Source organism: Streptomyces sp. NPDC060232 (assembly GCF_042726555.1).
Lineage (GTDB): Bacteria > Actinomycetota > Actinomycetes > Streptomycetales > Streptomycetaceae > Streptomyces.
In genome coordinates this window covers 139,705-158,364 of the sequence record NZ_JBHXAG010000005.1, presented here as the reverse complement: position 1 = coordinate 158,364, position 18,660 = coordinate 139,705, and the positions used below count along the sequence as shown (strand labels likewise).

At 71.2% G+C, this 18,660-nt stretch carries 15 protein-coding genes and 2 pseudogenes; 5 read left to right on the top strand and 12 right to left on the bottom strand.

Going from position 1 to position 18,660, the window contains the following annotated elements:
* Nucleotides 1–229 precede the first annotated feature (229 nt).
* Complete coding sequence (locus ACFWFZ_RS10570) at nucleotides 230–1,903, top strand: PKD domain-containing protein (protein WP_387119577.1); 1,674 nt, start codon at nucleotides 230–232, stop codon at nucleotides 1,901–1,903.
* Between the two features lie 254 nt (nucleotides 1,904–2,157).
* On the opposite strand, the gene ACFWFZ_RS10565 is transcribed toward ACFWFZ_RS10570, so the two are convergent.
* A complete protein-coding gene (locus ACFWFZ_RS10565; protein WP_387119573.1) occupies nucleotides 2,158–5,640 on the bottom strand; it encodes a HelD family protein in 3,483 nt (1,160 codons plus the stop codon).
* A gap of 252 nt (nucleotides 5,641–5,892) precedes the next feature.
* On the opposite strand from ACFWFZ_RS10565, the pseudogene ACFWFZ_RS10560 reads away from it, so the two are divergent.
* Nucleotides 5,893–6,015, top strand: a pseudogene (locus ACFWFZ_RS10560) (pyridine nucleotide-disulfide oxidoreductase); the annotation flags it as partial.
* A 58-nt stretch (nucleotides 6,016–6,073) separates the two neighbouring features.
* On the opposite strand, the gene ACFWFZ_RS10555 reads toward ACFWFZ_RS10560, so the two are convergent.
* From ACFWFZ_RS10555 to ACFWFZ_RS10540, 4 genes are all read right to left on the bottom strand, one after another.
* Nucleotides 6,074–6,547, bottom strand: coding sequence for a GNAT family N-acetyltransferase (locus tag ACFWFZ_RS10555; RefSeq protein WP_387119963.1), 474 nt, complete (start codon nucleotides 6,545–6,547; stop codon nucleotides 6,074–6,076).
* 16 nt (nucleotides 6,548–6,563) lie between these two features.
* Nucleotides 6,564–6,890: an ArsR/SmtB family transcription factor gene (locus ACFWFZ_RS10550; RefSeq protein ID WP_387119570.1), complete on the bottom strand. Its 327-nt coding sequence runs from the start codon at nucleotides 6,888–6,890 to the stop codon at nucleotides 6,564–6,566.
* 63 nt (nucleotides 6,891–6,953) lie between these two features.
* Nucleotides 6,954–7,322, bottom strand: coding sequence for an ArsR/SmtB family transcription factor (locus ACFWFZ_RS10545; RefSeq protein WP_387119567.1), 369 nt, complete (start codon nucleotides 7,320–7,322; stop codon nucleotides 6,954–6,956).
* A gap of 49 nt (nucleotides 7,323–7,371) precedes the next feature.
* Nucleotides 7,372–8,430 carry a flavin-containing monooxygenase gene (locus ACFWFZ_RS10540; protein ID WP_387119564.1) on the bottom strand — a complete coding sequence of 353 codons (1,059 nt, stop codon included), beginning with the start codon at nucleotides 8,428–8,430 and terminating at the stop codon, nucleotides 7,372–7,374.
* Nucleotides 8,431–8,534: 104 nt separating this feature from the next.
* On the opposite strand from ACFWFZ_RS10540, the gene ACFWFZ_RS10535 reads away from it, so the two are divergent.
* The 3 genes from ACFWFZ_RS10535 (at nucleotide 8,535) to ACFWFZ_RS10525 (ending at nucleotide 12,227) form a co-directional block, all read left to right on the top strand.
* Nucleotides 8,535–9,890 (top strand): NAD(P)-binding domain-containing protein, encoded by a 1,356-nt coding sequence (locus ACFWFZ_RS10535; RefSeq protein ID WP_387119562.1) that lies wholly within the window; start codon nucleotides 8,535–8,537, stop codon nucleotides 9,888–9,890.
* 5 nt (nucleotides 9,891–9,895) lie between these two features.
* Nucleotides 9,896–11,134 (top strand): MFS transporter, encoded by a 1,239-nt coding sequence (locus ACFWFZ_RS10530; protein ID WP_387119559.1) that lies wholly within the window; start codon nucleotides 9,896–9,898, stop codon nucleotides 11,132–11,134.
* A gap of 757 nt (nucleotides 11,135–11,891) precedes the next feature.
* A complete protein-coding gene (locus ACFWFZ_RS10525; protein WP_351585152.1) occupies nucleotides 11,892–12,227 on the top strand; it encodes a hypothetical protein in 336 nt (111 codons plus the stop codon).
* Between the two features lie 57 nt (nucleotides 12,228–12,284).
* Here ACFWFZ_RS10525 and ACFWFZ_RS10520 read toward each other — a convergent pair.
* From ACFWFZ_RS10520 to ACFWFZ_RS10490, 7 genes and pseudogenes are all read right to left on the bottom strand, one after another.
* Nucleotides 12,285–12,479 (bottom strand): annotated as a pseudogene (locus ACFWFZ_RS10520) (hypothetical protein); the annotation flags it as partial.
* A gap of 288 nt (nucleotides 12,480–12,767) precedes the next feature.
* Entirely contained in the window at nucleotides 12,768–13,781 is a 1,014-nt protein-coding gene (locus tag ACFWFZ_RS10515; RefSeq protein WP_387119555.1) for an EcsC family protein, read from the bottom strand.
* A gap of 148 nt (nucleotides 13,782–13,929) precedes the next feature.
* Nucleotides 13,930–14,220 carry a hypothetical protein gene (locus tag ACFWFZ_RS10510; RefSeq protein WP_387119552.1) on the bottom strand — a complete coding sequence of 97 codons (291 nt, stop codon included), beginning with the start codon at nucleotides 14,218–14,220 and terminating at the stop codon, nucleotides 13,930–13,932.
* 93 nt (nucleotides 14,221–14,313) lie between these two features.
* Nucleotides 14,314–14,688 (bottom strand): hypothetical protein, encoded by a 375-nt coding sequence (locus ACFWFZ_RS10505; RefSeq protein WP_387119549.1) that lies wholly within the window; start codon nucleotides 14,686–14,688, stop codon nucleotides 14,314–14,316.
* Nucleotides 14,685–17,114: an AAA family ATPase gene (locus ACFWFZ_RS10500; RefSeq protein ID WP_387119546.1), complete on the bottom strand. Its 2,430-nt coding sequence runs from the start codon at nucleotides 17,112–17,114 to the stop codon at nucleotides 14,685–14,687. The genes ACFWFZ_RS10505 and ACFWFZ_RS10500 overlap by 4 nt, the downstream gene beginning before the upstream one ends.
* Nucleotides 17,115–17,233: 119 nt before the next feature.
* Entirely contained in the window at nucleotides 17,234–17,821 is a 588-nt protein-coding gene (locus ACFWFZ_RS10495) for a hypothetical protein (protein WP_387119543.1), read from the bottom strand.
* 287 nt (nucleotides 17,822–18,108) lie between these two features.
* Nucleotides 18,109–18,291, bottom strand: coding sequence for a hypothetical protein (locus ACFWFZ_RS10490; protein WP_387119539.1), 183 nt, complete (start codon nucleotides 18,289–18,291; stop codon nucleotides 18,109–18,111).
* Nucleotides 18,292–18,660 lie beyond the last annotated feature (369 nt).

Genomic DNA, 18,660 nt, shown 5'->3' with positions numbered 1-18,660 from the left:
CGTCGGCGCCGGACCGCGGGACGAGATCCCGCCTACGACCGACCCGGCGCAGGGGGCGCCGGGTCCGCGATCAAGTCGATCACTTTCGGTGCAACCACCACGAACGCCCTGTCGTCCCTCTCGACAGGACGTTCACGCATTTCGAAAACATGTTCGCATCGACCTATCGGTATGTGTACTCTGAACGCGCTCTACTTCTGAACTGGTTCAATAAAAAAAGGGGGGACCGGTGCAGCGTCACCGCGTCATGATCTCGGCTGCCGTCGTAGCAGCAGCCATCGGCTTCGTACCGACCGCGGCCCAGGCCGCCGACCAGCCCGCGGCGCGCCAGGGGAGCGCAGCCGCGGCGATGGATGCCGCCAAGGCCGCATCGACGAAGCAGGCCGTCTTCCACAGCCCGGCGGAGCGTACGGTCCGCACGTCCGGCAAGGCGGCGGCCGCTCCGCAGGCCGCCGGGGCCGCCGGAGCCGCCGACGCCGCGAAGGGCAACGCCGGCCTCGCCGTCGACCTGCGCGCCTCGGCCACGTCGGCGCACGGCTTCAGCCTGGCGTCCCGGATCACCACCGCCGCCGGCGCCCCCGTCCGGGTCGACATCGACTGGGGCGACGGCAAGACCGACACCGAGCACGTCACCGGGGCGAAGCTGCTGACCTCGAAGCACACCTTCGCCGAGGTCGGGAACCACAAGGTCACGGTCACCCTGACCGACCAGGACAACAACGTCACCGCCACCAACAGCGTCGACGTCCAGGCCGCCGGCTCGAAGTTCACCCCGCACGCACCGACCCGGCTGCTCGACACCCGCTCGGGCATCGGCGGCAGCTCCTACCCGGTCACCCCGTACGGCGTGGCCCGCGTGAAGGTCGGCGGCAACAGCGGCATACCGGCCGACGCGACCGCCGTGGCGCTCAACGTCACGGTCGTCAGCCCCCGTTCCGCAGGCCACATCACGGCCTATCCGTCGGGCACGGCGCAGCCGACCACCTCGAACGTCAACTTCGTCGCGGGTCAGACCGTGCCGAACATGACGATCGTGCCCGTGGGCGCGGACGGCTACGTCGAGCTCGTCAACCGCAGCCACGGCGAGGTGGACCTGCTCGCGGACGTCACCGGATACTTCAGCCGCTCATCCGGCGCCGGCGGCTACACCTCCCTGGACCCGTTCCGCATCGCCGACAGCCGTACGGGCCAGGGCACTTGGGGTCAGGTCGCCGGGCAGAGCACCTTCGAACTCCAGGTCGCCGGCAACGGCGCGATCCCGGCGAACGGCGTCACCGCGGTGGCCCTCAACGTCACCGCCACGGCTGCCCGCGGCGTGGGACACCTGACCGTCTTCCCGAGCGGACAGTCGGCACCGGACACGTCGAACGTGAACTTCACGGCCGGTCAGACCATCGCGAACTCGGTGATCGTCCCGGTGGGCCCCGACGGCAGGATCAGCGTCCGCAACGGCTCCTGGGACCCGGCCGACGTCATCGTGGACGTCGTCGGCTACTACAGCCCCAACAGCAAGGCCGCCTACCTGCCGACGACGCCGACGCGTCTGCACGACTCACGCAAGTACGACTTCCCGGTCCAGGGGCAGGACTACCGCTGGCTGCCGCTGGCGGACGGCGATCCGACGGTCACGGCGTTCGTCCTGAACGCCACGGTCACCGACACCCAGGGCAGCGGGCACCTCACGGTCGCCCCGGACCCGAACACCTGGGCGCAGTACAAGAACAACACCGCGAAGTGGCCGACCCCGCCGAACTCCTCCAACCTGAACTGGACGTGGGGCCAGACCGTTCCGAACCTGGTCCAGGCGAGCACCGGCAAGACCGGCGTCATCGACTTCTGGAACCGCGGCTGGGACCGCACGCACCTCGTGGTCGACATGTTCGGCCTCTACGAGCAGGACTGATCCGCCGGGCGGCCCGCGCCCTCCCGCGCCCGTGCCCCGGGAACAGCCGTACAGGCCGTTCCCGGGGCACGGCCCCTTCGGAGGCGGCTGTCACACGGGCAGGGACGAGCGCGGCTCCAGCAGGGTGATCTCCGCCGGGCCGCCTCGTCGGCGCAGACCGGCTGCCGGGCGAGGCGCACGACGATGTCCACCGGCCCGCTCGTGAAGGGGCTCGAAGGACCTCCACGGCGCCGCCGTTGCCGCCGGGCAGGTGCTCAGCCGGAGGAACCGAATGCGGTGGCCACGGTCTCGCCACCCCAGCCGGCGGGGCTGCGCCACATGACGTTGACGCGGAACACGTCGCGAATCGTGTCCGCAGCCCAGTCCTCGGCGGGCGGTTCGGAGAGGACGAGGTAGAGACCGTCGGCCGGCGAGGGCAGCGTGTGGTTGATCTCTAGCAGGCGGGTCGCGCCCGATCGCAGGTCCGCATAGGTGGAGCAGCCTGCGCCCAGGGCCTCGTAGAGGAAGAGACCGTGCCGGGTGACGCAGCTGACGTCGACCACCGGTGAGTCGGCCGGCTGGAGGTCGGCCCAGAGCAGTGACGCCTTCAGCGCGTGACGCACCGCTTCGTGCTTCCGGCACGCGCGGTCGGTCTCGGCGGCCGCCTCCAGTACGCGAAGGAAGCCGTCCTTCGTGGCCGCAGCCGGTGTTGCGGGGGTGGTGTCCGCGGTGGTCATCTGTACTTCTTCCTTCTGATCGGGTTGCGTCATGGCGGCGGGGACGGTGCCGCCGGAGTTCGGCTTCGGCGCCGTGCCGAAGCGCTCCTGGAGCTCTCGCCGCGCCGCAGCGAGGGGCCCCGCCCAGCCGGAAGCCGCCAGCCCCGCCGCGAGCCGGCCCCGCTCGAAGGTGCCTTCCTTGAGCGCACGGTTGGTCGTGGCGGCGAGATCGCGGAGAACCCCGAGCCGTTCCCTGTCCGGATCGCCGAACAGATGGAGTACGTCGACCCAGTCGGCCTGGTCCCGTCGGAGGATGCGGTTGGCCATCCCCTGGAGTTCGGAGAGACGGATGCGGGCGTCGGGAACGTCGCCCTCGTTCGCGGCCAGTTCTTCGAGAACGTCCAGTGCCGCGAGGTAGCGCCCTGCCATCCGCTCCGAGACGGGCGACCGACCGCGCTGGTCAGCGGCAAGCACCGTCTGCGTCGTCTCGTTGGCGAACACCCAGCAGTCCAGCTTCTCGCCCCGCACCGGGGGAACCGACCCATGGCGGACCGTGAGGACCAGCGGTCGGTCGATCCTCGGAGACAGGGGCCTGACCTTGTAGCGGCCTCCCGGGGCCCGGTCCACGACCTCGACCCGGACATCACTGCCGATCCGGGGAAGCCGTGCGGGCCCCGCGCCCTCCGGGTGACTGCCGGGCACCGTCGGCGCCTCGGCGTCCCCGGCACGGGTGAGCGCCTCCGGCAGCGGTGCGGTGTGCAGGACGGTCAGGCTCTGGGTGCTGCGGGTGAGGGCCACGTACAACTGGCGAAGCCCGGCGGGACCGCGGTCGGCGATCGTGGCGGGCTCGACGACCAGGACGTGGTCGTACTCCATGCCCTTGGCCTGGGTGGCCGCCAGGACGTACACGGCCTCGCGGTCCTGCTCGGCGATATCGCTGCCCTCGTCGATCCGGCGGTTGATGGCCTCCAGCCAGTCCGAGTCGTCGGGGACGAGGACGGCAACGGATCGGGGGGTGCTCCCGTCACTGGTGTGCACGAGTCGTGCCACGTGGGCGACGGTGTCGTCGAGCAGCTTCCACGGTTCGGTCGCCACGGTCCGTACGGCGTCCGCCCCCGCCTCACGGACCGCCTGCGGATACGGCAGGGTCGGGGCGATCACCCCGGCGAGAGGGGCGACGAACTCCATGATCTCGGCGGGGACGCGGTAGCTGGTGTCGAGCTGGGCAACGCTCCAGTCGCCGTGGTCGGAGAGGAGCGCGCCGAGCAGGTCCCAACTCGTCGGAATGTGGGCTCCCGTCGCCTGCGCGAGGTCGCCGAGGACGGTCATGGAGCCGCCCACGGCGCAGCGCCGCCGTAAGGAGCGGGCCTGCATGGGCGTGAGGTCCTGCGCCTCGTCGACGACGATGTGCCCGTAACGCGGTGGGGTGTCACCGCTGATCAGCACGCGGAGCTCTTCGAGGCAGACGTGGTCCTCAAGGGTCCACGGATCGGCGTCGGCGCTGGCAGCGCGGGCCCGCAACAGGGCCGCCTGCTCGTCCTCGTCGAGGATGCCGTCGGCGCAGTCCCGCAGGAGGTCGGCCGAGTCGTAGAGGCTGCGCAGGGCCTCTCGGGGGCCGGGGGACGGCCAGACGCGTTCGACGAGGCGCTCGACCCGGCGGTTGCGTTCCAGGTCGCGGCGGATGTTGCCGGCCTGCCCGCGGCGCGGCGCGATGTCGGCGAGCTCTTGGAGGAGTCGGTCGACGAAGAGCCCGCGGAGGCGCTCGCGGCGCTCCCGGAAGGGGCCGTCGCCGGAGTGGGCGCGGTCGAGGAGGGCGAGGACCTCGGACGTGGGCACCCGCAGGGTCGTACTGCCTGCGGTGACGACGACGGCGGGCTCGTCACCCTCGAAAGAGGGAGCGACGGCGAGGGCGTCGAGAGCTTCGGGGCGGTAGTCGCTCTCGACGCGGCGCCGCAGCACGGCCGCCATGCGTTCGTCCGACTTCACGAGGCGTGCCTTCGGGGAGTCGGTGCCGAGGACCTCGCCCTCCCACAGGCGGTCCAGCTGGACGGCGTTGACGTCCCGGGTGCCGAGGGTGGGGAGGACCTGTCCGACGTAGTCGAGGAACCGTTGGTGGGGGCCGATGACGAGGATGTCCTGGGCCCTGAAGTGCTCGTTGTTGACGAGCCAGGTCACCCGGTGGAGACCGACCGCCGACTTGCCGGTACCGGGGCCGCCCTGCACGAAGAGGATGTCCGAGGGCGAGCCGGTGACCAGCTCCATCTGGTCACGCCGGATGGTCTCGACGATGTCGCGCATCCGGCCGCCGCGCGACCGCTGGAGCTCCCGCAGCAGGAAGTCGTCCGGCTGGAGCGCCTCTGGCCGCTGCCGCCGCAGGACATCGCCGGGCGTGGGGGCCGCCGTACGCTCCGGGGCGTGGGGCGCGTCCGCCTCCTGCGTCGCGCTGTCGTCGGCGGCCCGCCGGGGCCGCGGCACGCCGGCGGCCTCGGGCTCCGGGACCGCGGCGGCCTCGGGCTCCGGGACGCCGGCGGGCTCGGGTACGGCGGCTGGCTCCGGCGCCGCGGCCGGCCCGGGTACGGCCAAGGGCCCGGGTGCGGGCTTCTGCAGGGAGATCTCGTCGAAGTAGCCTTCGACGATCCGCTGCACGCAGCGGAGTTGTCGACGCAGGACCACCTCGCCCGGCTTCTCGGGCCGGGTCTCGATCCACTTCTTCGCCAGGGGGCTGGTCCACAACAGGACCACCGGCTCGTGCGAGGCGTCGTGCACGCCCCGGCGCCCGATGTACCACGGCCGGGGTGCCTCACCCGGGTCCTCCGGCGCGTCGACGCGGGCGAAAACCAGCGCTTCGTCGCCGAGCCCTCCGTAGGCCTCCGCCCGAGCCTGCGCCTCCGCCCGGTTGGCGATCCCGTCCTTGCCGCTCGCCGAGGCGGTGGCGGCCGAAGTGCCGCTCAGTTCAGCCAGTTTCGCGGTGTAGCAGTCGTACGCGTGGTCCACTGCCCGCTGCTCGCCGACGAGGATCTCATCCCGAGTGGTGGTGCTCATGTGCGTCCTCCCTGCGGTGCCGGGGGACACCGCCACGGGCGTGCGCCCGTGCCCCGCTGAAACAACTATCAGAAACCGGACGGTAACGAATAGTCAGCGGATCAGTTCCCCGATGAGGCCCCCGACCCCGGCCCACCAGGCCCCGCACCTGGTCGTATGTACGTACGAGCTCCTCCAGGCGGCAGTGGCAACGCGGCACCCCCGGCAGCGCGGCAGCGCGGCAGCGCGAGGCCGACGCCGCGACACCGACCGGACCCGCGGATCCACCTTCTGGGCTGAGGCGGCTGGGCCGGCCCGGCCTCCGCCACCCTCGTCGGCGTCGGCCGCACGGCACGCGAAGCCACCCGCGGGATCGCCGATCTCCTTCGGTCCTGAGCTCCGGGTACTGCCCGGCGGACCCGGGGCCGTGGGTCCCCGTACGCCGTCGGGGCTCTCAGCTGATGCGCGGGCTCCGACGCTCCAGCAGGACCACGTCGCGCCAGGTGCCGTGGTGGCGGCCGATCCGTTCACGGGTACCGATGACCCGGAAGCCGGCGCGCTCATGGAGGGCGAGGCTGGCGGTGTTCTCCGGGAAGACGCCGCACTGGATCGTCCAGACACCCGCCGCTTCGGTCGAGGCGATCAGCGCCTCAAGCAGGGCGCGGGCGACGCCCCGGCCGCGGGCGCCCGGGGCGACGTACACGGAATGCTCGACGACGCCCGCGTACGCACACCGGTCCGAGACCGTGGCCGCGGCGACCCAGCCGAGCACCTTGCCGCTCTCGTCCACCGCGGCGAAGCGGTGGTCCGGCAGTTTGGCGGCGTCGAACGCAGCCCAGGTCGGGGCGGTTGCTTCGAAGGTGGCATTGCCTTCGTCGATCCCGCACTGGTAGATCGCGAGTACGCCCTGCGCGTGCACAGGCTCCATCGCCACGATGGCGAGGTCAGCAGCCACCAGCGGGCGCCTCCTCGCCGAGGATCGCGCGTACAGCGCGCGGGAAGACGGTCAGGCAGGTGCGGTTGACCGTGTAGAGGGTCGAGGTGCCCTGCTTTTCGGCGAGGACGAACCGCACCTCGGCGAGGATCTTGAGGTGGTGGGAGACCGTCGACTGGCCGACCTCCACCCGCGTGACGATCTCGCCCACGCTCATCGCGCGGCCCTCGCCGGCCAGCAGGCCGAGCAGCCGCACACGGGTGGGATCGGCCAGGGCTTTGAACCAGCCCGCGTACGTGCCGGCGTCCTCTTCACTGAGCGGCAGAACGGCTTTCATCGTTTATCGACGATAATCGATGAAAGCGCGAGGCGCCAGCGGCGCACACCCGGCCCGCCGGCCTCAGCCCTCGCGAACGGCTCCGACCAGCAGTGCCCCCATCGCAGCGAGCACGGCAGGCTCGACTCGGTAGTAGACCCATGTCCCGCGGCGCTCGGAGGACAGCAGCCCCGCCTCCTTCAGCTTCTTCAGGTGGTGGGAGACGGTCGGCTGGGACACCCCCACATCGGAGATGTCACATACGCACGCCTCCCCGCCCTCATGGGAGGCGACGGCGGAGAACAGGCGCAGACGCACAGGATCCCCGAGGGCCTTGAACATCTTCGCCGCGATCTCGGCCTCGCTCGCGGACATGGCGCGCTCGGTCAGCGGCGGGCAGCAGGGCGCGACGGCCTCGGGCTCCAGAAGCGGCAGAACCTTCGCATTCGACATACATCTATGTTGACACACGTCGAACCAGTTCGGCAGGGGCGCCCTCGCCTCAGGTGCGGCCCAGGAAGGCCGCCAGGCGGCGGGCGGCCCGCGAGGCGTCGCGGCCGACCCCGCGGAGGGAGTTCGAGGACAGGCTGCGCTGCCATTCGAGGCCTACGAAGGCCAGGCCGGGGTGGCCGAGGGCGGCCCCGCCCCGATGGCGCGGCCGGCCTTCTGCGTCCAGGGCGCCGTCGAGTCCGGCGAGGTAGGGCAGGTCGGGGCGATAGCCCGTCGCGAGGATCAAGGCGTCCACCGTTTCCACGCTCCCGTCAGCCCAGGTGATCTTCTCGCCGCCCAGGCCCCGGAACACCGGGCGGCGGTCCGGGGCGCCGGCGTCCACGGCAGCGCGGTAGCGGCCGTCGTCAAGGACGCGCTGGGCGGGCGGGGTGCGCAGCAGGCGCCCCAGGGGTGCGGTGTCCAGGCCGCTGCGGGTCAGCCAATAGGTCAGGTCGCGGCCCAGCAGGTGCTGGGCCGCGTACTTCACCGGCACCCGGGTCGCCAGCGTCGTACGGCTCACCCGGGCAAGCTCGGCTGCGATCTGGACCGCGGAGTTGCCCGCCCCGACCACCACGACCCGCTGCCCGGCGAACGGAGCCGGGTCTCGATAGTCGGCCGCATGCAGGACCCGGCCGGTGAAGGACTCCAGACCCGGCAGCGCCGGCCGGAGGGGGCGCCCGAAGCTGCCGGTCGCCGCGACGACCGCGCGTGCCGCGAGGCGCCCGCCACCCTCCGTCTCCACGGTGAAGCCGGCGCCGTTCGCCGCGACCGCGGCCACCCGAAGGCCGGTACGGATGTCGGCCTGGAGCCGGTCGGCGTAGGCGGTCAGGTAGGCGACGACCTCGTCGCGGTGCGGGTAGCGATCCGGATCGCCGCCGAACGGCATGCCGGGCAGCGCGCTGAACCGAGCCGGGGAGAACAGCGTCAGGCTGTCGTAGTAGTGCGGCCAGGACCCGGCCGCGCGATCCGACGCTTCCAGGATCACCGGCGCGCGCCCTCGCCGGGCGAGTGCCTGCGCGGCCGCCATACCCGACTGGCCGCCCCCTATGACCGCGACGTCCACGTGCTCCACAAGAACCTCCGATTTGATGAATGTCTATGTTGACGCCCATCGAAGCAGGTGCCATGCTGGAAACGCAAGCATCGATAGATGTCAAAACAAAGGAGGAGCCCGCCGTGAACGCGCCCGCCACCACCGAGCTGCCTGTCGTCGTCATCGGGGCCGGTCCCGCCGGACTCGCCGCCGCCGCCCACCTCGTCGACCGCGGCATCGAACCCCTCGTCCTGGAGGCCGGCCCCGCAGCCGGCGCCGCCGTACGCGAGTGGGCGCACGTGCGGCTGTTCTCCACCTGGGGCGAGGTCGTCGACCCGGCCGCCGAGAAGCTCCTCGCCCCCACGGGCTGGGTCAAGCCCGACCCGGCCACGTACCCCTCCGGTGGCGACTGGGCCGAGCTCTACCTCCAGCCGCTCGCCGACGTCCTCGGCGAGCAGGTCCGCTACGGCACCCGGGTCACCGGCGTCTCCCGCACCGGACGGGACCGCATCGTCGACGCCGACCGCGACGCCCAGCCCTTCGTCGTCCACTACGAGACCGCCGACGGAGCCGAGCGGCAGGTCCGGGCGCGGGCCGTCATCGACGCCTCCGGGACGTGGACCACCCCGGGCCCGGCCGGCGGCAGCGGTCTCGCCGCTCTCGGCGAGAAGGCGGCGGCCGACCGCATCACCTACCGCGTCCCGGACCTGAAGGACCCTGCCGTCCGCGCCCGTTACGCGGGCAAGCGCACCGCGGTCATCGGCTCCGGCGCCTCCGCCTTCACCGCGCTCGCCTACCTCGCCGACCTCGCCCGGGACGAGCCGGGCACCCACGCCGTCTGGATCCTGCGCCGCGGTATCAGCGGCTCGACCTTCGGGGGCGGAGCCGCCGACCAGCTCCCGGCCCGCGGCGCGCTCGGCCTCGCCGCCAAGGCAGCCGTCGACGACGGCTACGCCGACGCCGTCACCGGTTTCCGCACCGGCGCCGTCGAGCGCGACGGCGACCGGGTGGTCCTGGTCTCGGAGGACGGCCACCGCCTGGAGCCGGTCGACGAGGTCATCGTCCTCACCGGCCTGCGCCCCGACCTCTCCTTCGTCTCCGAACTGCGCCTCGGCCTCGACGAGCGCCTCCAGGCGCCTGTGGAGCTGGCCCCGCTGATCGACCCCAACCAGCACTCCTGCGGGACGGTCTACCCCCACGGCGTGAAGGAGCTCTCCCACCCGGAGAAGGATGTCTACCTCGTCGGCATGAAGAGCTACGGGCGGTCCACCGCCTTCCTCGCCATGACCGGATACGAGCAGGTCCGCTCCGTCGCCGCCTCCCTCGCCGGCGATCAGGAAGCCGCCGAGCGCGTCGAGCTCACCCTGCCCGAGACCGGGGTGTGCGGCGGCGCCGGCCTCTTCGACCAGCCCGAGCCCGCGGAAGCGACCGGTGGCGGCTGCTGCTCCGCCCCCGCCACGCTCACGATCGGCGCCCCGGCCTCCTCCGGCGGCTGCTGACCACCGTGCAGCACATCCAGGCCGACACGGCCGCGACCGGGACGGGGGTCCGGGCGCGGCCGCGCGCCGTGCTGCCCGCGCTCTGTGCCACGCAGATCACCAGCTGGGGAATCGTCTACTACGCCTTCCCCGTCCTGCTCCCCCACCTGACCGCCGAGACCGGCTGGTCCACCAACGCGGCAACGGCCGCGTTCTCGCTCGCGCTCCTGATCTCGGGCCTGGCCGGGATCCCGATCGGCAGGATCCTCGACCGGCGAGGCCCGCGGGCCGTGATGACGGTCGGCTCGGCAGTCGGCGTACTCGCCCTGCTGGTCGTCGCGACCGCCCCCAACCTGATCGTTTTCACGCTCGGTTGGCTCCTCGCGGGCACCGCCATGGCCGCCACCTTCTACCCGCCCGCATTCGCCGCGCTGACCCGCTGGTGGGGGCCCGACCGGATCCGCGCCCTGACCATCGTCACCCTCGCCGGCGGACTGGCCTCCACCGTCTTCGCGCCCTTGACCGCGCTCCTCGCGGAACACCTGAGCTGGCGAGCCACCTATGCGGTCCTGGCGGTCGTCCTCGCCGTCATCACCGTCCCCACGCACGCCCTCGCCCTGCGCGCCCCCTGGCCGCCCGCCCCACCGCCCCCACCCACCGTCGACCGCACGCGCATACCCCGCAGCCGCCCTTTCCTGCTCCTGGCCGCGGCGTTCACGCTCTCCAGCTTCGCCATGTACGCCGTGGTCATCGCCCTCATCCCGCTCCTCATCGAGCGCGGCGCCACGCCCACCGAGGCCGCCTGGGCACTCGGACTGGGCGGGGCGGGCCAGACGCTCGGGCGGACCCTCTACGCGAGCCTGGCCGCTCGCACCTCGGTGACGACGCGCACCGTCACCCTCATCACCCTCGGCAGCGCGACCACCGCCGCACTCGCCCTCGTCCCGGGCCCCGTGTCCTTCCTGGTCCTGCTCTCGATCCTGGCCGGCGTCGTCCGGGGCAACCTCACCCTCCTCCACGCCACAGCCGTCACCGACCGATGGGGCACGACGCACTACGGCCGCCTCTCCGCCCTCCTCGGAGCCCCGGCCCACATCGCGGCCGCCCTCGCCCCCTGGGCAGGCACGGCCCTCGCCGGCCCTCTCGGCGGCTACCCGCACCTCTTCGCGACCCTGGCCGCCCTCGCGCTCGTCGCGGCGCTCCTGGCGCTGATGACCAGGACCGGACTCGACCGACGACCGCTCACCAAGGCGGACCTGGGGTGACGCTGACCAGCCGTCCGGGATCCACCCCGCCCCCACACTTCGTCAACGCCGAGAGAGCCGCAGCCGCCACGGCCACGTCTCGCAGTCGGCCACCGTCCCGACAGCGGCCCCACACACGCGACATCGCCTGAACGTGCAGGTCACAGGGTCCGAGATGGGCCTGGGGTAGCCGCACGCCAATCGAGGCGACCTCGGCCGGCCTGATCCGCTAGGCTGTCAGCGGTCAGTCGGCTACCAGGCGTGTGCCCGGGAAAGTGTCCGTAAGGACGCTGCCCGCTCCGCGTACGCACGCAAGCTGGCCAGAACGTTTGTCCGTCCGCGCCAGGCGGCCCCAGCGGGGTTCTCCGACACTGTTCGCGACAAGCCCCCGCCTTCGTGGGATCTGTGGGAAATCAGATCGCCGCAGATCAGGGTGAATGCGCTGGCAGGCCACCAAACGCGCCAGGGCATTTTTCCCAACGACTTCCGGGTTCGCGCAGGCCACGCCAGGCCCCACGTCCTCCACAGGCTGCCACTTGGAGCGCTGGCTGGAGCACCTCAGCCCGACCCCCTGGACACGTCAGCTCACCCATCTGGCACCGCAGGGATTGCTACTCAAATAGCAGCACGTGAGGCTTGGGACGTGACACCACACGCTGCCCCTTGGGTGCCCTGGCCCCGCTTCGATCGCCGCGCATATCTCCTTCTGCTGGACGACCAGCGCAGGCTCCTGCTGTGCGGTGGATGCTGCGGCGGCTGGACCGTCCCGCAGGTCCGCATGACGAGCGGAACACAATTCGTGGAGTCGGCTGTCCGATTCCTGGACGAGCAATTCGGATTGACGAATCCACGCTTCGGCTCCGTCTACGGAGTCCGGCAGTCGCGCGCCGGCGACAACTGGGAGTTCGACCGCGTGACGGCGGCACGCGTCTTCATCGTCCGCATCAGCGACGCCGAGGGGGCGGCAATCGAGCAGAGGTCGCCCGCACACGCTCGATGGGGTGTCTCGGACCTACGCAGGCGGAGGCGGGAGATCCACCCTGAGGGCATCGTCCTGCTGACCACCGGATACGTCGAGGGGTGGATTCCCGGCGGCCCTATCTCTCTTTGTTGAGCTCCTGCGAGTTGTACCCCTGGTTGCCGGGGCCAGCACTTCACCGGGGCGTCAGAACCCGCCCTGCACGAAGAGGATGTCCGAGGGGGAGCCGGTGACCAGCTCCATCCGGTCACGCCAAATGGTCTCGACGATGTCCCTCATCCGACCACCGCGCGACCGCTGGAGCTCCCGCAGGTGGTGCTCATGTGCGCCCTCCCTGCGGTGCCGGGGAACACCGCCACGGGTATGCGCCCGTACCTGCTGAAACAAATATCACAAACCAGATAGTGACGAACAGTCAGTGGATCAATATGGAAGGCAGTGCTCACCGCCGACCTGACTGGCCGGCGATTCACCGCGCCCCTCCCTGGGATGCAGCTGAGCGATGCCCGACCACCACCGCGCCGAGCTGCCGGTCGCCCCCTGCCGATGGCGGCAGGACGCGGCGGCCTTGGAGGACAGCTCCATCATGCAATCATGCACACCGGCCGCGGAGGCGAGGGGGCGCAGCCGACTCCGCAGACACCCCGCCGGGGGGCATGGGCTGGCGGCCATCACTTACATGGTGCTGGCCTGGGGGTCGTCGTCCCGGTCGGTCGCCAGTACCGCCGGTAGCGGCAGTCCGTACTTGTCGCACAGGAACCGGGTCTGGCAGTACCGCTGGGCGTCGGCGGCCACGCCTCCGAGGACCGCCGAATTCATGCCGGCACCGACGAGGACGCCCACGAACGGCACGACCTTGGCGACGCTCTTGACGGGCACCCTGGAGCCGGCCGGGCCCAGCTGCTGCATCAACGTCTCAAGGGCGGCCAGGAGACGGTGGTCCTGGCGGAGCTTTTGTGACCAGTTCACGCGCCCCTTGACCGCGTCCGCTGCCCGTGCGACGTCACGCAACGGCTTGGCTTTAGCCGCCTGTGCCATGAAGGACCGCTGTACAAGGCGTTCAATGAAGTCCTGCTCCTTGGGGTCCTTGGCGTCGTAGCCGTAGGAGTACGCGATGCGCGCTGCTATCGACGTGCTCAGAACCTGGATGACGAGGATGTCCGCGGTCATCGCGGCGGGGATACCGGCTACGGGGACCATGGCCAGCAGGCCCATGGCTCCGCCTTCGAATGCGCCAGCGGTTCGCCACTTGAGGGTGTTGCGGGTCAGCAGCCGGTCGCAGACCTGGAGGTCCTGCTGCCGCAGTTCGGAGAAACTGTCGATTTCGAAGCCGTGCTTCCGGGCGAGTTCCTCAACGTTCTTCGGGTTGTTGAGATCCATGGCCCAGTCGTTGACCAGCTCGAGCAATGCTGCCGCGCCTGCGAGCGCCGGCCGCATGGCCGTGTCGGCGACCGCGTCGCCTGCGCGACGGATCGGTTCCGTGACCGCCTCCGGCACAGCGTCCTTGACCCGTCTCACGGCGTTTCCCGCGACCTCACCGGTACGACCGAGCGCGGCGCTTGCCCAGTTCGGCAGACCCCGGCGGTTGTTACGGCGCTGCCAGTGCTCATTGAGCGTGTCCCATACCTGCCCCTCGTACGCGGTCATCGGGGTTGCACCGTCGACCAGTGGGTCGGCGTAAGTGCTCATTGAGTTCTCCATTTCGACTGTGATCGCTGGGTCCACGATGTCTTGCCGGCCGACACGTGGGTGAATCCGCAGCAGTGCGGGGGGTGTCCGCCGTCGACTGCACAGGCCACCTGCGGGGTGGTAATTCACCTCTGCCGCCAGGCAGCGGTCAGGCTTGGTGATCCTCGTCCTCTTGGGGCAAGGGCAGGCCCTGGGTCTCGTTGAGGTGTCCGTACACCGTCGGCCAGGGCAGATGAGGGCTCATGTCGTCGAGCCCTCCGTACGCCTCGGAGCGGGCCTGTGCCTCGGCCTGATTGGCGATGACGTCCTTGCCGCTCGCCGAGGCGGTGGCCGCCGAGGTGCCGATCAGTTCAGCCAGTCTCGTGGTGTAGCAGTCGTACGCGTGGTCCACCGCCCGCTGCTCGCCGGCGAGGATCTCGTCCCGAGTGGTGGTGCTCATGTGCGTCCTCCCTGCGGTGTCGGGGGACACCGCCACGGGCATGTGCCCGTACCCCGCTGAAACAACTATCAGAAACCAGACGGTGACGAACGGTCAGTGGATCAGTTCCCGGACGAGGCCGCTGGCCTCGGCCCGCCAGGCCCTCACCTGGTCGTACGTGGGCCCGAGCTCGTACAGGTGGTAGTGGCACCCCAGACTCAGCTGGGACCAGAGGGCCTTCGCCCGTCGGGCCGTCTCGGCCGACGCGACGGAGTGCAGGAGGAGCAGCTTGGCGCGCCCCGTGGTGCGGGACAGACCGGGTGCCGCGGCTTCCAGCACCCGGTCGACGCAGAGCTCCAGCGCTGTCCGCAGCGCGAGGCAGGCGCCGCGGTGCCGACCGGCGGTGGTGGCGTCGGCGAGTTCGCCGTCGAGGAGGCGGTCGGCCGTCAGCAGCAGACCTTCGACGGAAGCAGGGGCAGGGGTGGTCATGCGGTCACCTCCGGCTTGCGGATCTTCTGCGCCAGAGCCTCGACGTCCGTGACGAAGCGGTGGGGGTTGGGGATCGAGGTGCCGTCGGGGTGGGCTCCCTTCTGGCATTGGTGGATCAGGGAGCACGCGGGGCTCCCGTAGCGGCGGCGCACCTCCTCCCTGACGTCGCTACCGCGCTCCACGTCGCCGAAGAGGGCGAAGGCCGCAACCTCGTGGAACCTCTCCGCGCTGTCGATCGCGGCCTGGAGGTCGTGTTCCGATCCGCCGGTGCGGTGGTGTCGGATCCACGCGGCCTCCAGGAAGGCGTTCTCCAGGGCGATACGGCACAGGCCGGGCAGCACGTGGCTGTACGTCTCGGGGGGAAGGCCCCGGGTGGCGGCGATGGCCCGGGCGTCGCCGATGGCCTGCGCGACCGGGTCGTCGATGCGGTCGACCTTCACCCGAGACCTCTCGCCCCGCGTCACCTGGAAGACCGTGACCGGCAGCTCCTGGTCAGTAAACGCCTTCTGCAGACGAGGGTCGTGGGTGAAGACGACGATCTGCCGATGCCTGCCCAACTCGTGCAGCACCTGGGCGAGTCCGTGCACCTTGGTCGGGTCCATGGACTGTACGGGGTCGTCGATGACGAGGAAGCCGAACGGGCTGTCCGCGGTCGTGGCCCTCGGCAGGAAGAGGGAGAGAGCGAGGGAGTGCAGCTCCCCCTGGCTCATGACGTCGAGCGCGGGGGCGTCCTGGCCGTCGACGGAGGCCGCCATGACGAGCTTGCGGACGTTCGCCTTCTCGCTGCCCTTCAGGCTGACGGCCGTGAGATCGACATTGCTCTCCTGCCGCAGGCGCTCCCAGATGCCCTGCGTGGCGTCGGTGAAGCGCTCCATGCGCTGCTCCCGCAGCTCGGTGGAGAGGTCCTTGAGCCACTTCACCGCCTTCCGGAGGTTGCCCAGCAGAGGCCTGTCCCGCTCGGTCTCGCGCGCCTTGTCCGCCCAGGCGGCAAGCCGGGTGACGAGCGCGCGCCACCGCTCGTCGCGCTCCTCAAGCTCGCGGGCCGCGTGCCTCCTGACGGTGTCGCAGGCGTCGACGAGGACCGTGGCGGCCTCCTCGGCGCTCCTGGCGAGCTCGGCGGGGGCGGTGATCTGCCAGCAGTCGGTCCACGCCTTCCACGGGCCGGCCAGTGCAACGGGGATCCGCTGGGGGTTCTCGATGAGGTTGTGGAGGTTCCGCTTGCCGGTCCGGACGGCGGCGTGCGCGTCCTCGGCGGACTTCGCCTCGTGGCGCAGCTCCGCCACCTGTCGGGAGGCGCGGTCGTACCACTCCCGTCCGAGGACCCGTTCCGTTCCGCACGTCGGGCAGACGTCGTCGTCGGGGTGCCGGTCGGCGTGGGCGAGGGCCTTCTCCAGCAGGTCGGCGCGCAGCCGGGCGTTCTCGGCGTCGGTGCCGTGCAGGTCCTCCACGTCGGCGAGGGCGTTCCGCAGCCGCCGGACGGCCTCCTCGACCTCCGCCAGGTCGGGCCCCTGCACCCCGGCCTCGATCCGGAGCTCGGCGAGCCGGCTGTCGTCGGCCGGGGGAAGACCGGCGACGAGGGCGTCGATGGTGTCGAGGTCCGGGGCGCCCGGGGTGTCCACGGCGAGCAGGGCCCGCACGGCGCGGTCGTCGTCCTCCAGCGTGTAGAGGGACTCCTTCAGGCCGGGGAGGGCCTCCTTCATCTCCTTCGCGACGGACGCGAGGGCCTTCTCCCGCACGCTCAGCCGGTTGGTCGCGGTGGAGAGCAGCTCCATGCCGAGGATGGTGGCGATCGCGTCGTACCGCTCGGACGGCTTGCCGGTGAGCATGAGGTCGAGGTCGGTGTACGAGAGGAACGGCCGGTGATCGGCGAGGGCCGTGTCCCAGCCGGCCTCGGCCACGGGGACCGTCCCGTGACCCGGGCGCTTGAAGGTGGCCTCGGAGCTGCCGAATTCCTGGCTCGTCCAGGTGCGGGCGAGGGTGCTGTTGCCGGTGTCGCCCTCGATCGCGAGCTTGAGCTCGATCTTGGGGCTGTCGGCGTTGTGGAGGTTGTACCAGTGGCCGCCGCGCGTGGCGTCCTGGCCCGGCCGGTGGGCCCGGGTGCCGGTGAAGCCGACCTCGATGGCTTCGGCGAGGCTGGACTTGCCGGAGCCGTTGCGGCCCACGACGAGGTTGACGCCCGGGCGGGGGCTGAGGCTCAGCCGGGCACGGGGGCCGATGCCGCGGAGGCCGTTGACGGCGAGGGAGCCGAGGTAGACGCGCCCCGAGACGGCGGACGACGTGGTGGTGCCGGCGTCGGCGGTGCCGCTGCCGAGCGCGTCGCGGAGCAGGGCCTTGACGGGGTCGGTGAGAGCCGACTCGGCCAGGCGCGTCGCCACCGTCTCGGCGAGGGGAAGCGCGGTCTGCTGGTGCTGTTCCGTCTCGGTCACGAAGGGCCTCCTGCGCGGTGTGGCGGGATGAGGCGGTGTCGTGCACCACCTGCTGACAGGACGGAACGTTAGAGAGATGGCGAGACATATCCTCAACGACTGACTGGTAATCGGGGTTATCAACCTTCCGCTCCAGGAACGAAGTTGAGCTCCGCCGCCGCCTCTTTCGCACTCCTTGGCGTGACGAGGCCCTGGCGCCGGGAAGCTCGGTCGGAGCCGCCAGGGCAGTCGTCCGGCCCGTGCCGTCGTTCAGTCATCGCCCGAGGGTGAACGTGAGCCCTCCGGAACGCAGTTCGTCCTCGGTCTGGGTGAGGCCGCCGCGGTGGGAACACCTCCACCGTGTAGAACTTGGAGCCCTGAGGTATCCCCTCGATCGTGAACGGGAACTCGCATCCCAGCGCGGCCTTCTTCCCGCCTTCCAGTTCGCCGGTGGCGACGAGAGTGCCGTCTGCGCCGGTGACGTTGACCTGCGCACCGCGCTGGATGTCCGAGTAGCCGTCCAGCCCGGTGCAGCCCTCTCCCTCCTCAAGGAAGGAGAGGGAGGAGTCGGCGAGGGTGAGCGTGCCGCTCGTCCCGAAGGTCTTCTCGGTGGAGGACGCGGCGCCGCCGGACAGGGAGACGATCAGCCAGCAGCCACCCGTGACCGCGACGCCGAGGGCCAGGCCGACTGCGAGGATCGCAGAGCGGGGCTGCCGGGACCAACGCAATGCGTCCGCCGGAGCGTTGCGAGCGGGGGCCGACCCTTCACCCCCGGACACGGGCGGCTCCGGAGGGGGCATTGGAATACTCGGCGGTTGTTCGGGAGGGGTGGCCATTCGGACAGTCCTTCCATCGGGGGCGCGGCGGGAGCATCGGTGGCAAGGACCACGGGCCCGGGCACGGCCTTGGCCCGCGGACAGGCAAGGGGAGAACGGCGGCCCACGGTTCCTCCGGTTCGGGACGAGGGAAGCGGTCGCTTCGGGTCGGAGCGAAGGCAGAAGCCCGGATCAGTGGCTCAGCCGGCCTTCTTCCACGGCAGACAGCCCTTGACCTCCAGGTACTCGCCCTTGCGGACGGTCACACGGGTCTGCCCTTGGACGTTTCCGTTGGCGACGATCGACGAGAACTCGCCGGAGGCGTCCTTGTGCCGAGCCCAGTAGCAGTTGGGGAAGAGGCTGTCCACCGGACCGGCGGTCATGTACGTGGCGGCCTCGATGTCCTCGCCAACCAGGTACTGACCGTCCCCCTTGAAGGAGGTTGCCGGGCCGGGCTTCGCGGTCGGCTCGGGGGACGGGGTGCTCGGGGCCGTCGTGCGAGCGGGCGCCGGTTCGGTGGCCGGGGCTCGTGTGCGCGCGTGGTCTCGGCGGCCCGGGAGGGCGTGGTGACCGTGGGCGCGGGCCGCTCCCGGCCGGCCTTGTCCTCGGTGGCGTCGGGGCTGCCGATCGCTACGCCGACGATCAGGGCGACGAACGCCGTTACGCCGTGGGTCAGCCACGCCTTCGCCCGGGACAGCCTGCGTGTGGGGGCCGGCGGCGGCACGGGGCCGCCGCCGGGGCCGGAGTGAGGG